At 73.5% G+C, this 15,583-nt stretch carries 6 protein-coding genes; all 6 read left to right on the forward strand.

Features of this window, described 5'->3' with window-relative positions; all coding sequences use genetic code 11:
- Nucleotides 1-32: 32 nt before the first annotated feature.
- Nucleotides 33-830: an HAD-IIA family hydrolase gene (locus tag FB458_RS12460; protein WP_141848774.1), complete on the forward strand. Its 798-nt coding sequence runs from the start codon at nucleotides 33-35 to the stop codon at nucleotides 828-830.
- The gene (locus FB458_RS12465; protein ID WP_141848775.1) at nucleotides 827-1,723 is read left to right on the forward strand and encodes an amidohydrolase family protein; all 897 of its coding nucleotides are present in this window, start codon (nucleotides 827-829) and stop codon (nucleotides 1,721-1,723) included. Before FB458_RS12460 ends, FB458_RS12465 begins: the two co-directional genes overlap by 4 nt.
- 174 nt (nucleotides 1,724-1,897) lie before the next feature.
- Nucleotides 1,898-4,417: a delta-60 repeat domain-containing protein gene (locus FB458_RS12470; protein WP_141848776.1), complete on the forward strand. Its 2,520-nt coding sequence runs from the start codon at nucleotides 1,898-1,900 to the stop codon at nucleotides 4,415-4,417.
- Nucleotides 4,418-4,611: 194 nt separating this feature from the next.
- On the forward strand, nucleotides 4,612-7,035 hold the full coding sequence (locus tag FB458_RS12475) for a hypothetical protein (RefSeq protein ID WP_141848777.1): 2,424 nt from the start codon (nucleotides 4,612-4,614) through the stop codon (nucleotides 7,033-7,035).
- A gap of 278 nt (nucleotides 7,036-7,313) precedes the next feature.
- The gene (locus tag FB458_RS12480) at nucleotides 7,314-12,194 is read left to right on the forward strand and encodes a GH92 family glycosyl hydrolase (protein ID WP_141848778.1); all 4,881 of its coding nucleotides are present in this window, start codon (nucleotides 7,314-7,316) and stop codon (nucleotides 12,192-12,194) included.
- Between the two features lie 4 nt (nucleotides 12,195-12,198).
- Nucleotides 12,199-15,495, forward strand: a complete 3,297-nt coding sequence (locus tag FB458_RS12485) for a GH92 family glycosyl hydrolase (protein WP_211356027.1) — start codon at nucleotides 12,199-12,201, stop codon at nucleotides 15,493-15,495.
- Nucleotides 15,496-15,583 lie beyond the last annotated feature (88 nt).

Here is a 15,583-nt window from a genome sequence, read left to right on the forward strand (position 1 = left end):
GATCAGCGGCTCCGTTCCGCCAGACTGGGGCCATGACCGAGCGCAAGCCCGTCGAGTGCTGGCTGACCGACATGGACGGCGTCCTCGTCCACGAGGAGCACGCCATCCCCGGCGCGTCCGACTTCATCGAGGCGCTGGTCGAGACCGAGCGGCGTTTCCTCGTCCTCACGAACAACTCGATCTACACCCCGCGCGACCTGCGGGCGCGCCTCGCCCGCAGCGGCATCGACCTGCCGGAGGAGGTCATCTGGACGTCGGCGCTGGCCACCGCCGCGTTCCTCGCGGAGCAGCGGCCCGGCGGGTCGGCGTACGTCGTGGGGGAGGCGGGGATGACGACGGCGCTGCACGAGGCGGGCTACACGCTCACCGAGCGCGACCCCGACTACGTCGTCCTCGGCGAGACCCGCACCTACTCCTTCGAGGCCATCACCAAGGCCATCCGGCTCATCGTCGCCGGAGCCCGCTTCATCGCCACCAACCCCGACCCCAGCGGCCCCAGCCCGGACGGCATGCTGCCGGCCACCGGGTCGGTCGCCGCGCTCATCACCCGGGCCACCGGGCGGGAGCCGTACTACGTCGGCAAGCCCAACCCGCTGATGATGCGCAGCGCGCTCAACCGCATCGAGGCGCACAGCGAGACGACGGTGATGATCGGCGACCGGATGGACACCGACGTCGTCAGCGGGCTCGAGGCCGGGCTACGGACCGTCCTCGTCCTCACCGGGTCGACGTCGCGCGACCAGGTCGAGCGGTACCCCTTCCGTCCCACCCGGGTCGTCGACTCGATCGCCGACGTCGTGCCGCTCGTCGCCGAGCTCGCCGGCCGGTGACCGGCCCGCGGACCGACGCCGAGGTGCCGTCGTACTGGCAGGGGCTGGGGCTGCCCGGTCTGGCCGACGTCCACGTGCACTTCCTGCCCGAGCCGGTCCTGGCCAAGGTGTGGGCGTACTTCGACCACGCCGAGGAGCACTACGGCCGCGCCTGGCCGGTGCACTACCGCCTGCCCGAGGAGGAGCGGCTCGCGACGATCCGGGCGCTCGGCGTCCGCGCCGTCACCTCGCTCTGCTACCCGCACAAGCCGGGGATGGCGTCCTGGCTCAACGACTGGTGCACCGACTTCGCCGCGCGGGTGCCCGACGCCGTCCACTCGATGACCCTCTACCCCGAGGACGGCGTGGGGACGTACGTCGCCGCGGCCCTCGCCGCCGGGGCGCGCCTCGCCAAGGTGCACGTGCAGGTCGGCGTCTTCGCCCCCGACGACCCCCGGCTCGACCCGGCCTGGGGGCTGCTCCAGGACGCGCAGGTGCCGGTCGTGCTGCACGCCGGGTCGGCGCCGCTGCCCGGCCCCTTCACCGGGCCGGGCCCGGTCGAGGCGGTGCTGCGCCGCTTCCCGCGGCTCGTGCTCGTCATCGCCCACCTGGGGATGAGCGAGTACGACGCCTTCGCCACGCTCGCCGAGCGGTACCCCACCGTCCACCTCGACACGACCATGGCCGGCACGGACTTCACCGAGGCGACGACACCGATGCCGCCCGGGCACGCCTCGCGGCTCGCCGACCTGCGCGACCAGGTCGTCCTCGGCTCCGACTTCCCCAACATCCCCTACCCCTACGCGCACCAGCTCGAGGCGCTCGACCGGCTCGGGCTCGGCGACGACTGGCTGCGCGCCGTCCTGTGGGACAACGGCGCCCGGCTGCTCGGGCTGCCGGGACGCGCCGGCTGAGGTCGTCCGAGCCGGTCGGGGCACCCACCGTTCGGTCGACCTCTTCCCGGACTCCACCCAGGTCGGGGCCGCCCGCGGGTTACCCTCGGGCGAGCTCCGGGGCACCCGGGGCGGTGCCGTCCGCTGGGGGCGGCCTCGGGAAGGACCGGTTCCGGTCCGAAGGGGAGCGTGCTCGTGCGCGGACGACGTCTCGGTCGCGGTGGGGCGGCGGTGGTCGCCGTCGGCCTGGTGGCCGTCACGATGGGAGCGTCGTCGTCGGCGCTCACGCCCGCTCCGGCGCCGGTGCAGCCGGTCGTCGCGCTGCCCGCGGGACCGGCGCTCCAGGACACCCCCGCCCCCAACCTGTGGGGCACCAACGGCCGGGTGTCCGACCTCGCCGTGTCACCCGACGGCCGCTACGCCTACCTCGGCGGGGCCTTCGACTACGTGGGGCCGACCACCGGTCACGCCGTCACGACGGCGCCGTCACCGGACGCGGGCACCGTCGTGAACGGGCCGGCGCTGGGCCTCGACGGCACGGTCAGCGCCGCGATCCCCGGCCGCACCGCGGGGGAGTGGTACCTCGGTGGCTCCTTCACCCGGGCCGGCGGCGCCCGCCACGTCGGTCTCGCCCACGTCCTGGCCGACGGCACCGTCGACGCGTCCTTCACCCCCGCGGTGACCGGCTCGGTCGCGGCGCTCGCCCTGTCCTCGGACGGGACCACCCTGCTCGTCGGCGGGTCGTTCACGGGCCTGCGCGGCTCGAACGAGTCGACCGACACCGCGCGGACGAACCTCGCCGCGGTCGACGCCGTCACCGGCTTCCGCTCGACCGCGTTCACCGCGCAGACCAACGCCGCCGTCACCTCGCTGGTGGTGACCGGCGACCGGGTCTACGTCGGCGGCGCCTTCACCACCGCCGCGGGCGCCGCCCGCGCGGGCGTGGCCCGGGTCGCGGTGGCGACCGGGGCCCTCGACGCGTTCGCCCCCGCCTTCCTCGGCGGCCCGGTGCGCTCCCTCGCCGTCGCGCCCGGGGCGAGCAGCGACACGGACACGGTGTACGCCGGCGGCGACTTCACCTCCGTCCGGCCGACGACGACCGCCAGCGCGCGGTCGCGCCTCGCGGCGGTCTCCGGCGCCGGGGCCCTGCTCACCTGGACCGCGTCGACCAACGCCTCGGTGACGTCGCTGGCCCTGTCCCCGGACACCCAGAGCCTGCTCGTCGGTGGGTCCTTCACCCAGCTCGGCGTCGCCGCCCGGTCCGGCTTCGGCCGGGTCGCGGCGGTCTCCAGCACGGCGTACCCGTCCGGGACGGTGATGGCCGCCGACGCCAGGCTGAGCGGCTGCCACCTGCCGCACGGCACCCAGAACACCAACACCTTCTACCCGTGCTCGCTCTCGGTGCAGTCGGTCGCCTGGTCGCCCGACGGCCAGACCGCGTACGTCGGCGGCAACTTCACCCGCGCGCTCGGCAGCGTCCGGCACGACGCCGCCGCGCTGAGCCTGCCCGCGCCCGGCTCGCCGGGGGCCCTCACCGCGTGGGCGCCGATGCCGTCGGCGACGGTCGACGTCGTCACCGCCACCGCGACCGGCGTCCTGCTCGGCGGGGACCTGCAGAGCGCGAACGGGATCTACCGGCGCGGACTGGCCCGCATCGACCTGTCCACCGGGCAGGCGGACCCCGGCTTCACGGCGGACCTCGCCGGGTTCGCCGGCGGCAGCACCGGCCCCGACGGCAGCGTCCTCGACCTCGAGCTCGACGCGGCCGGCACCTCGCTCTACGTCGGCGGCTACTTCGCCTCGGTCAACACCACCCCCCACGCAGGCGTCGTCAAGGTGGCCGCCGCCACCGGCGTCGTCGACGCCGCCTTCCGGGCCACCACCGACAAGGGCGTGCAGGCCCTCGCCGTCCGCGGGACCTCGGTGTTCCTCGGGGGCGCCTTCACGCAGGTCGGCACCGTGACGCGCCAGCACGCCGCCAAGGTCGCCGCGACGACCGGCGCGGTCGACCCGACGTGGGTGGCGAACGCCACCGACTCGACCAACCCCGTGCTGCGCGGCGGCAACGTCTTCGGGGTGGCGGTCACCCGTGACGGCTCGCGGGCCTTCCTCGCCGGCGGGTTCACGGTCGTCAACGGCCGCCCGGTCTCCGGGGGCATCGTCGCCATCGACGGTCGCAGCGGCGCGGTGCTCCCCTCGCCCCTCGGGGGGGTCGTCCCGCCCTGCCCCGGCAAGGTCAACTACATCGTCTCGCTCTACCTCAGCCCGGACGACCAGCGCCTCTACGGCGGGGACCTCTGCCCCGACTACACCTACCAGTGGGACGCGGTCCGCCTGGCCGCCGGCCCGGCGCCCCAGGGCCTGATCTGGCGCCAGTGGTGCAACGGGGGCATGCAGGCCCGCCTCGAGGTCAACGGCACCTTCTACTACGGCACCCACGGCGGCGACGCCGGTCGCGGCGGGTACTGCGCGCCGCGCGCCTTCGAGCACTCGGAGACGCCGCAGCAGCGGGTCGCCGCGTGGCGGGCGAGCGACGGCATGCTGCTCAGCTGGGCGCCGTTCTTCGACTCGCCCATGGGCGTCTGGTCGTACGCCGTCGTCCCCGGCACCGCCGCGGGCACCACCGCCGGCCTGCTCGTCGGCGGTGACTTCACCGTCGTCGGCGGCCGCGGCACCCTCCAGCAGGGGCTCGTGCTGCTGCCCGGCACCCCCTGACGCCGCCGGCCCCGCGCGGGGGAGGCAGGACGGAAAGGTCTTTCCTGGGGATATCCGGCGAATCCCTCCGCGGCGGTCCGACCGTGGCCTAGGCTGGTCCTCGACGGGCTCTGGGGGCCCGCGGCGCCATGGGGATGGCGCGAGTCGCGTCCGGCTGGGGAGCCTGGCGCCGTCACAGGGGAGAAGCACGACACATGCGCGTCCACACGCCTGCTCGACCGTCCGACCGCCCGCGGCAGCCGGGGGAGGGGTCGGTCACCGGCCGCCGTCCGGGTCGCCGTACGGCGCTCGCGGCCGCCGCCGCGGCGCTCGTCCCGGCGCTGCTCGCCGGCACCGCGGCCACGAGCGCGACCGCCGCCACCGCGGCGCTGCCGGCCGGCCCGGCGCTGGCCGCCACGGCCGACACCACCTGGTGGGGCACCAACGGCCGGGTGATGGACATCGTCACCGACGGCCGCTCCGCGTGGCTCGGTGGCGGCTTCGACTACGTCGGGCCGACGACCGGCCACGGCGTCGTCGTCGACGCCGCGAGCGGCGCCGTCACCTCGGCGGGCTCGCTCGTCGTCGACGGCACCGTCGAGGCCTCGGTCGCCGACGGCGCGGGCGGCTACTACCTCGGCGGCTCGTTCCTGCGGGCCGGCACCAGCCGGCGGGTGGGCCTGCTGCACGTCAAGGCCGACGGCACCATCGACCGCACCTTCGCCCCCACCGTGACCGGCACGGTCCACGCCCTCGCCGTCTCCGGCGGCCGCCTCGTCGTCGGCGGGGAGCTGAGCGCCGTCTCGGGCACCGCCGTCACCAACCTCGTCGCCCTCGCGGCCGACGGCTCGGTCGACACCTCGTGGACCGCCCCCACCGACGGCGCCGTGTGGACCCTGGCCGCCGCCGGCGACGCCATCTACGTCGGGGGTCGTTTCGGCACCGTGCGCGGCGTCGCCCGGGCCAACCTCGCCCGCCTGTCCGCGGTCGACGGCAGCGTCGCCCCCGATCTCACCGCCCGGCCGGACTCGACCGTCCGCGCCCTCGCCGTCCGCCCCGGCACCACGCACGCGCAGGACCTCGTCGTCCTCGGGGGTGACTTCGGCACCGTCGCCACGCCGGGCGGCACCGCCACCGCGCCGCGGCTCACCGCGCTGACCGGCGCCGGCGCCGCCACCGGCTGGGCCCCCGCGCCCGACGCGTCGGTCGCGACCGTCGCCCTCAGCCCGACGGGGGCCCTCCTCGCCGGCGGTTCCTTCCGCACCGTCGCCGGCCAGGGCCGCGTCGCCGTCGCCGAGTTCGCCCCCGGTGGGGCCCTGCTGCCCTTCGACGCGCGGCTGGCCGGCTGCCACCTGCCGCACACGACGAAGGACACCAACCAGCTGGTCGCCTGCTCGACGACGGTGTCGGCGGTCTCCTTCTCGGCCGACGGCGCCCGCGCCTTCGTCGGCGGGCTGTTCACGACGACGCAGGGCGTCGTGCGGCACGACGTGGCGTCGTACGACGTCGCGACCGGCGCGGTCACCGCATGGTCGCCGATGCCGGGCGCGTGGGTGCGCACCGTGACCCCGGTCGGCACGGGAGTGGTGCTCGGCGGCGACTTCACGAGCGTCGGCGGCCTCTACCGCGCCGGCCTGGCCAAGATCGACCTCTCGACCGGTCGCGCCGACCCGGCCTTCCAGGCCGACGTCGACAACATGGTGCTCGACCTCGAGCTCGACGCCACCCGGTCCTCGCTCTACGTCGGCGGGTCGTTCCGCACCGTCGGCGGGGTCGTGCGCAACAAGGTCGCCAAGCTCGACCCGGCGACCGGCGCGGTCGACGCGACCTTCCGGACCGGCGCCAACAAGGACGTCCAGACCCTGGCCGTGCGCGGCGGGTCGCTGTTCTACGGCGGCCTGTTCACGCAGGTCGGCCAGACCACGAGGCTGCGCGCCGCCAAGGTCAGCGCGACCACCGGTGCCGTCGACACCACGTGGCGGGCCGACACGACCGGCCCGGCCGGCGTCCGCCGCGACGGCGTCGTCTACTCGCTCGCGGCCTCGGCCGACGGCTCGCGGGTCTTCCTCGCCGGTGGGTTCACGGCGGTCAACGGCGTCGCCGTCAACGGCATCGTCGCCCTCGACGGGACCACCGGGGCGCTCACGCCCTCGCGGCTCGGCGGCATCCGCGGCGGCTGCGGCGACAACTTCATCAAGAAGCTCTACCTCAGCCCCGACGGGCAACGCCTCTGGGGCGGCGACCTCTGCCCCGACTACATCTACCAGTGGGACGCGGTCTCGCTCGCCCAGAGCAAGCCCTTCGGCCTCAACTTCGTCACCTTCTGCAACGCCGGCATGCAGGGCGCCGTCGAGGTGGGCGGCCGGTTCTACATGGGCAGCCACGGCGGCGACCGCGGCCGCGGCGGCTCGTGCTGGGTCTCGCCGTCCAACACCTCGCTGGTGACCCAGTCGCGGGCGATGGCCTTCGACGCCGGCACGGGGGCCCTGCAGGCCTGGAGCCCGCTGTTCGACAGCCCGATGGGCGTGTGGTCCTACGCCGTCGTCCCGCAGGGCCTGCTCGTCGGCGGCGACTTCAGCGTCGCCGGCGACCGCAACACCCTCCAGCAGGGCCTCGCGCTCTTCCGCGGCACCCCCTGAGCTCGGGGGTGGGCGGGCCCCGACGGGCCCGCCCACCCGCCCACACGAATCGGATTCGGTCCCCTCGGCTCGGTGCACGACCCGAGCCGGGAGGAGCGGATCCGATTCGGCGTGTCCTGGAGGCGCGACGATGGGTGAGTGGTTGACCTTTTCTTTACCGGTGCCGCGATTTTGTCCCTTGACATGTCCGGTGGACAGCCTGTGTGGTGGGTGAAGGCTCCCCAGGGAGGAGCTGGACGTCCGCCGCGCTCGCGGCACTGCTGCAGGAGCTGGAACCGATGATGCTGCCCTCCGCCCGTCGTCGCGCCGCGCGCGATGTCAACGATGTCATCCGGCAGGAGGGGACGCCCGTACGGCGTCGCCGCCCGTCCGGCCGGCGCCTGGTCGCCGCCGTCGCGGCCGGCGCCGTCGCCGCGGTGACCCCGATGCTCGGCCACCTGCCGGGCGCCACCGCCGCGCCCACCGCGGTCGACCAGCGCGGGGGGTCCTTCTCGAGCTCGTTCGAGAGCGGCGACCGCCCGCTCGACTGGACGAGCACCGTCGAGGCGGGCCGCTCGAGCAACGTCACCGGCCCGACGCCGACCGGCCTGCCCGGCGACGTGACGCGCCAGGTCACCAGGGTCACGGCCAGCGGCGAGAACGCACCGAACGAGACGGCCGTCAAGGCCGCCGACGGCGACCCCAACAGCAAGTGGCTCGTCTTCGCGAGCAGCGGCTGGCTGCAGTACCAGTTCCCCGCCGCGCAGAAGGTCGTGCGCTACGCGATGACCTCGGCCAACGACTCGCCCGAGCGCGACCCGATGGACTGGACGGTCCAGGGCAGCGACGACGGCACGACGTGGACCACGCTCGACACGCAGACGGGGCAGACCTTCGCCTCGCGCTTCCAGACGAAGACCTACGACCTGTCCGCGGCCGCGTCGTACGCCTACTACAAGCTCGACATCACCAAGGTCGGCGCCGGCTCGGGCCTGCTCCAGCTGGCCGACTTCCTGCTCTCCGACGGCAGCGCCTTCCCGCCGCCGCCGCAGCAGATGGTCGCCGAGACGGGCACCGGCCCGACGAGCGCCTACAACTCCAAGACCAACGTCGGCTTCACCGGTCTGAAGGCGCTGCACTACGCCGGTCACGTCGGCGACGGGGGCGGTTACTCCTACGACAAGGTGTACGACGTCTCGGTGCCGGTCGGGAAGCGCACCCAGCTGAGCTACCGGATCTTCCCCGAGCTCACCGGTGGTGACCTCACCTACCCGAGCACGTACGCCGCCGTCGACCTGCACTTCACCGACGGCACCTACCTCTCCCAGCTGCCCGGCGCGGTCGACCAGCTCGGCTTCGGGATGAGCCCGCAGGCCCAGGGGGCGAGCAAGGCCCTCTACGCCAACCAGTGGAACGCGCGCGAGTCGCTGCTCGGGCAGGTGGCGGCCGGCAAGACGATCGACCGGGTCATCGTCGGTTACGACAACCCGGCCGGGCCGGCCGACTTCGGCGGCTGGGTGGACGACGTCGTCCTCCAGGACGCCAAGCCGGTCGTCGTCGGCCGCCCGAGCGACCACGTCGTGACGACCCGCGGCACGATGGCCAACGGCAACTTCAGCCGCGGCAACAACATCCCGGCGACGGCGGTGCCGAACGGCTTCAACTTCTGGACGCCCGTCACCGACGCCGGCTCGACGTCGTTCGAGTACGCGTACCACGCGAGCAACGACGCGAACAACCGCACGCCGATCCAGGCGTTCTCCATCAGCCACGAGCCCAGCCCGTGGATGGGTGACCGGGACACCTTCCAGTTCATGCCGTCGACCGCGAGCGGCACGCCGGACGCGAGCCGCACGGCCCGTGCGCTGCCCTACGGCCACGAGAACGAGACCGCCCGCGCGCACTACTACGGGGTGACGTTCGACAACGGCCTCAAGACCGAGATCACCCCGACCGACCACGCCGCGGTCCTCAAGTTCACCTACCCCGGCGCCGACGCGAACCTCATCCTCGACAACGTCAACAACGCCGGTGGCCTGACCATCGACGCGGCCAGCGGGACCTTCAGCGGCTACTCCGACGTGCGCGCCGGCCAGGACGGCGCCACCCGGATGTTCGTCTACGGGACGCTCGACAAGCCGGTCACCGCCAGCGGCAAGCTGCCCGGGGGCGGGGGCGCCGACGTCACCGGCTACGTCAAGGTCGACACCGGGGCCTCGCACCAGCTCGTCGTGCGCGTCGCCACCTCGCTCATCAGCCTGGACCAGGCCAAGAAGAACCTCTCCATGGAGGTCGGGTCGCGGTCGTTCGGCGTGGTCCAGGCCGCGGCCCAGCAGGCCTGGGACGACGTCCTCGGCCGGGTCGAGGTAGAGGGCGCGACGCAGGACCAGCTGACGACGCTCTACTCGAACCTCTACCGGATGTACCTGTATCCGAACTCCGGCTTCGAGAACACCGGCACCGTGGCGAAGCCGCGCTACCGCTACGCCAGCCCGGTCCAGCCCGCCGCCGCGTCGACGCCGACGCAGACCGGCGCGCAGGTCAAGGACGGTCAGGTCTACGTCAACAACGGCTTCTGGGACACCTACCGGACCGCGTGGCCGGCGTACTCGCTCCTCACCCCGAACCGTGCGGCGCAGATGATCGACGGCTTCACCCAGCAGTACCGCGACGGCGGCTGGATCGCCCGCTGGTCCTCGCCGGGCTACGCCAACCTCATGACGGGCACGAGCAGCGACATCGCCTTCGCCGACGCCATGACCAAGGGTGTGCCGCTCAAGGACGCGCAGTCGGTGTACGACGCCGCGCTGCGCAACGCGACGGTCGTCCCCCCGGGCGACCCGAACAACTCCAGCGTGGGCCGCAAGGGCATCCAGGTCTCGCAGTACCTCGGCTTCACCCCGACCACCGTCGGTGAGGGCGTCTCCTGGGCCCTCGAGGGCTACATCAACGACTACGGCCTGAGCCAGATGGGCGCGTGGCTGGCCAAGCAGCCCGGCGTGAGCGCGGCGCAGAAGGCGCGCTACACCACGCAGTCGCAGTACTTCCGCAACCGGGCCACGAGCTACGTCAACATGTTCGACCCGAAGGTCGGCTTCTTCCAGGGCTTCACGCCGGACCACACGCCGGAGAAGACCCCGGAGCAGTTCAGCCCGCTCGACTGGGGCGGCTCCTACACCGAGACGGACGGGTGGAACTTCGCCTTCCACGCGCCCGACGACGGCAACGGCCTGGCCAACCTGTACGGCGGCAAGGCCGGCCTGGCGAGCAAGCTCGACCAGTTCTTCGCCACCCCGGAGACGGCGAAGTACCCCGGTGGGTACGGCGGCGTCATCCACGAGATGCTCGAGGCGCGCGACGTGCGCATGGGGCAGCTGGGCATGAGCAACCAGGTCTCGCACCACATCCCGTACATGTACGACTACGCGGGCCAGCCCTCGAAGACGGCCGACAAGGTGCGCGAGATCATGTCGCGGCTCTACCAGGGCAGCGAGATCGGCCAGGGCTACCCGGGCGACGAGGACAACGGCGAGATGTCGGCCTGGTGGCTGTTCAGCTCGATGGGCTTCTACCCGCTGCAGATGGGTGACGGGCACTACGCCGTCGGCTCGCCCCTCTTCACGAAGATGACCGTCCACATGGACAACGGGAAGACGCTGACCATCAACGCCCCCCAGAACTCCTCGACGAACATCTACGTGCAGCGCCTCGTCGTCAACGGCAAGGACGTCACCGTCCCGTCGATCGACCACGCCGACATCGCGAACGGCGGCACGATCGACTTCGTCATGGGCCCGAAGCCCGGCCGGTGGGGGACCACCGGGACGATGCCGTCGATCACCACCGGGAGCAAGGCGCCGCAGCCGATCTCGGACCTCACCGGTCCGGCTCAGGGCCAGGCGTCCGGGGTGTCCGGCGCGGCGTCGGTCTTCGACAACACGTCGATGACGCAGGCCACCGTCGGCTCCGGTCAGTCGGTCGGCTACCGCTTCGTCGCCCCGAAGAACGCCGTCCAGATGTACACGGTGACCAACGGCGCGACCGGCGACGACCCGACCAGCTGGGTCCTCGAGGGCTCCCGCGACGGCACGAAGTGGTTCACCGTCGACCAGCGCTACTCGGTGAAGTGGCAGTGGAAGCAGCAGAACCAGCCGTTCTCGATCAACGGCGGCGGCCGCTACCAGTACTACCGCCTCACCGTCACCGGGACGTCGTCCGGCCAGCCGGCCGGCATCAGCGAGGTCGAGCTGATGGGCAAGCCGGGTGCGGTCCTGTCCGACCAGGCGTACGTCGACTCGTGGACCCAGGGCCTCGACCTCGGGGACACGTCGGCCGTCACGGCGAACCTCGACCTGCCGACCGCGTCCGGTGACCTCGCGGTCACCTGGAAGAGCGGGGACGCGGCCTGGCTCAACGACCTGGGCCAGCTGGTGAAGCGCCCCGCGGTGGGGGCCGACCCGGTGACCGTGCCGCTGACCGTGACCGTCACCAAGGGCACGGCCACGGCCACCCGCACCTTCTCGGTGACGATCGCCCCGTGGACCGCCGCGGACGAGACCTACCCGGCCGGTGACGACGTCGCCACGTCGTTCGCCCCCGGGCAGGCCCAGCCGCTGCACAACGACCGGCTCATCTCGGACCACATCGGCGAGTTCTGCTGCAGCATCGGCGGGATGGAGACGGCGCTGGGCACGGCCGACAACGTCCCCCAGCACGACGGGCGCGAGGTCCTGCTCTACTCGGGCGAGGCCGTCGACCCCGAGGCGTCGCTCGCGACCAGCCGGGTCCTCAGCCCGCAGGGGGTGTGGGTCAAGCCCGGCACCACGCTGTCGTACTGGGTCCACCCCGAGTCCGGCACCGGCCGGGTGAGCACGTCGGTCGTCATGGACGTCCACTTCACCGACGGGACGTACCTGCACGACCTGGCCGCCCCGGCCAGCAACGGCGGGACCTCGGACCCGACGACGCAGGGCGCCCTGCTCCAGGCCGACCAGTGGCAGCAGGTCACGCTCGACGTGGGGTCGGTCGCCGCCGGCAAGCAGGTCGAGTCGGTCGCGTTCACGTTCGGGTCCGGCACGGCCAACGGCCAGTTCCGCGGGTTCGTCGACGACGTGACGATGAGCCACCCCGCCTCCACCACCCCCGCCCCGAGCACCCCCGCCTCGAGCACGAAGGGCTGACCCCATGAGCACCTCCACCCCGCGCGCCCCTCACCGGCGCGCGGGGGCGGTGGTGGCCGCCCTGGCCACCCTCGCCCTCACCTCCACCGCGCTGGCCGGCTCGGCCGTCGCGGCGTCCGCCGCCCCGGTCACGGGGGAGCAAGCCGTCGGCCTGGTCAACCCGTTCATCGGGTCGCAGGGCGACGGCAACACCTTCCCCGGGGCCGTCGCGCCCTTCGGGATGGCCCAGCCCTCGCCCGACACCGGCCACAACACCGGCTACGCCTACGACGAGGACCACATCCGCGGATTCTCGATGGTGCACATCTCCGGCGTCGGCTGCGGCCTCGGCGGGGACCTGCCGATCCTGCCGACCACGGGCGTGCCGACCACCGGCGACTACGCCTCCTACGCGCTGCCCTACTCGCACACCGGCGAGGAGGCGAGCCCCGGCTACTACGGGGTCGAGCTCACCGCGCCCGGCGGGCCGGTCCGCGCGGAGCTCACCGCGACGACCCGGACCGGCTGGCAGCGCTACACCTTCCCCGCCGGCTCGGACGCGACGGTCCTCGTCAACACCGGCCAGGCGCTGCACGCCGTCACCAGCTCGCAGGCCACCGTGGTCGACGACCGCACCGTCGAGACGACGGTGACCGGGCAGGGGTTCTGCCAGTCGACGACGCCGTACACCCTGCACTTCGTCACCCGCTTCTCCCGGCCGTTCGCGACGACCGGCACCTGGGCGGGGTCGGCCTTCACCCCGGGGTCGCGCGCGACCGAGGGGTCGGGGCTGCGCGGTGCGTGGTTCGGCTTCGACACCAGCAGCGACCGGACGGTCACCGCGACCACGTCGCTGTCGTACGTCGACGCCGCGGGCGCCGAGAAGAACCTCGCCGCCGAGGGCACCGGTGACTTCGACTCCGTCCACGCCGCGACCCGCTCGGCCTGGGCGCAGCGGCTGGGGCAGGTCGAGACGACCGGGGGAGCGGCCGACGACCTCGGCCCGTTCTACTCCTCGCTCTACCGGTCCTTCATCACGCCGAGCGTCGGCAGCGACGTCGACGGTCGTTACCTGGGACACGACTCGCGCCCGCACCAGGCGGACGGTGCCGCGTACTACCAGAACTTCTCGCTGTGGGACACGTACCGCACACAGGTCCAGCTGCTGGCGATGCTCGCGCCGAAGGAGTCGCGCGACCAGGCGGTCTCGCTGCTGCGCGCGGGGCAGCAGGGCGGCTGGGCGCCGCGCTGGCAGTACGGCCCGGTCGAGACCAACATCATGACCGGGGACCCGGTCACGCCGTGGCTCGTCACCGCCTGGCAGTACGGCCTGCTCGACGGGCACGCCTCGGAGGTCTACCGGCTGCTCAAGCAGAACGCCGACCAGGTGCCGCCGGCGAGCAACCCGGCCAACGGCCGGGTCGGCAACCCGTCGTACATCGCGAACGGGTACGTGCCGCTCGTCGACGGGGCGAGCGGCAAGCCGGGCGACTTCGACCTCGCGCACGGCGCCTCCGCGACGATGGAGTACGCCGTCGCCGACTGCACCCTCTCGCTGCTCGCCGACGGGCTCGGCAAGACCGACGACGCACAGCGCTACGCGCTGCGCTCGCGCGACTGGCGCTCGCTGCTCGACCCGACGACGAGGTTCCCCCGGGCCCGCGACACCGACGGGGTCTTCGTCGGCAGCGCCGACCCGGCCCTGAGCCCCGGCTTCCACGAGGGCACGGCCTGGCAGTACCAGTGGCTCGTCCCGCAGGACATGCCCGGCCTCGTCAAGGCCATGGGCGGCGCCGACGTCGCGAACGGCCGGCTCGACGCGTTCTTCGACTACGACGAGCTGCTCACCGACCCGCAGCGCGTCACCCGCGAGGTGTGGGTCAACAGCGCGTACTCGTACTACGGGCAGAGCCACTACAACCCGCAGAACGAGCCCGACCTGCACTCGCCCTACGTCTACCTGTGGACCGGTCAGCCGTGGAAGACGGCCGACGTCGTCCGCGCGGCGACCACGCTGTTCACCAACGGCCCCACCGGGATGACCGGCAACGACGACCTCGGCACGATGTCGGCCTGGCACGTCCTCAGCTCGATCGGGATCTACCCGGCCGTCGCCGGCACGCAGACGCTGGTCCTCGGCTCTCCAAAGTTCACCAAGACGGTGCTGCACCTGCCGAAGCCCTGGTTCTCCGGTGACGTGACGATCTCGGCCCCGGACTCGTCGGCGAGCAACCGCTACGTGCAGTCGGCCTCGCTCGGCGGCTCGCCGCTGCGCACGTCGTGGTTCACCGCCGACGACCTGCGTCACGGCGCCACCCTCGACGTGGCCCTCGGCTCGACGCCGTCGACGTGGGCGACCAAGCCGGGGCAGGCCCCGCCGTCGCCGTGCGCGTCGACCGGGCCCGGCACCCTGACCAACCTCTCGCTGGGGCTGACCGCGACGAGCCCGTCGTCGGTCGCCGCCGCAGGCACGGCGCAGCAGGTCGCCGTACGGGCGGACGTGGTGCTGCAGAAGGCGGGGAGGGCGACCGTCGCGGTCGCCGCGTCGGCGGCCGCACCGTTGCGGGTGACCCCGTCGCAGGCGGGCGCCACGCTCGTCTCGCGCGGCACCCCGGCGACGACGTCGGTGACGCTGCACGTCACCGTTCCGAAGGGGACCAGGGCGGGGACCTACCCGGTGACCGTCACCGCGTCCTCCGCCGTCGGGGACGTCACCCGGACGCTGCCGGTCACCGTCGTCGACGCGACGTGCTCGGCCGCGGGCAGCTCGTGCCCGGTCGACCTCGGCGCGACGCTGGACCTCGACGGCGTCGCCACCGCGGCGACGAAGACGCAGGGCAGCTTCGACGGCCAGGGCTGGAGCTTCCCGGCCGACCAGCTGCCCGCGCCCGGCGTGCAGGTCCTCGGGACGCAGGCCTTCCGGGTCCCCGACACGAGCGGGACGGCGCCGAACTTCGTCGCCCCCGCGGGGACGGCGGCGACGCTGCCGGTGGCCGGGCGGTTCTCGAGCCTGACCATGCTGGCCAGCGCCCGCAACGGTGACGCGGCGGACGTGCCGGTCGTGCTGCACTACGCGGACGGCGACGTCGCGACGACGGTCTCGGTGACCGACTGGGCCGCCGGCTCCGGCCGGTTCGGCGAGACGACGCTGGTCTCCACGACGGGGCGCGTCGACGCGCACGCCGACTCCGGCATGGACGGCCTGTCCGTCCACCTGTGGGGTGTCACGGTGCCGACGGACGCGGCCCGGACCCTGCAGTCGGTGACCCTGGGTCCGGACGACCGGGTCGCCGTCATGGCGGTGACGGGCACGCACGCCTGACCGCCGGTCCCACCGAGGGCGCGCACCCCCCGACCCCGCGGGTGCGCGCCCTCGGCGTGTTCGTGGCGTCGTACCGGCGTCGTACCGG

Source organism: Lapillicoccus jejuensis, from assembly GCF_006715055.1.
Taxonomy (GTDB): Bacteria; Actinomycetota; Actinomycetes; order Actinomycetales; family Dermatophilaceae; genus Lapillicoccus; species Lapillicoccus jejuensis.

Excerpts from the sequence above, each read along its gene's own strand:
- FB458_RS12460 (WP_141848774.1), top strand. The coding sequence starts at position 33 with ATGACCGAGCGCAAGCCCGTCGAGTGCTGGCTGACCGACATGGACGGC.
- FB458_RS12475 (WP_141848777.1), top strand. The coding sequence starts at position 4,612 with ATGCGCGTCCACACGCCTGCTCGACCGTCCGACCGCCCGCGGCAGCCG.
- FB458_RS12480 (WP_141848778.1), top strand. The coding sequence starts at position 7,314 with ATGATGCTGCCCTCCGCCCGTCGTCGCGCCGCGCGCGATGTCAACGAT.
- FB458_RS12485 (WP_211356027.1), top strand. The coding sequence starts at position 12,199 with ATGAGCACCTCCACCCCGCGCGCCCCTCACCGGCGCGCGGGGGCGGTG.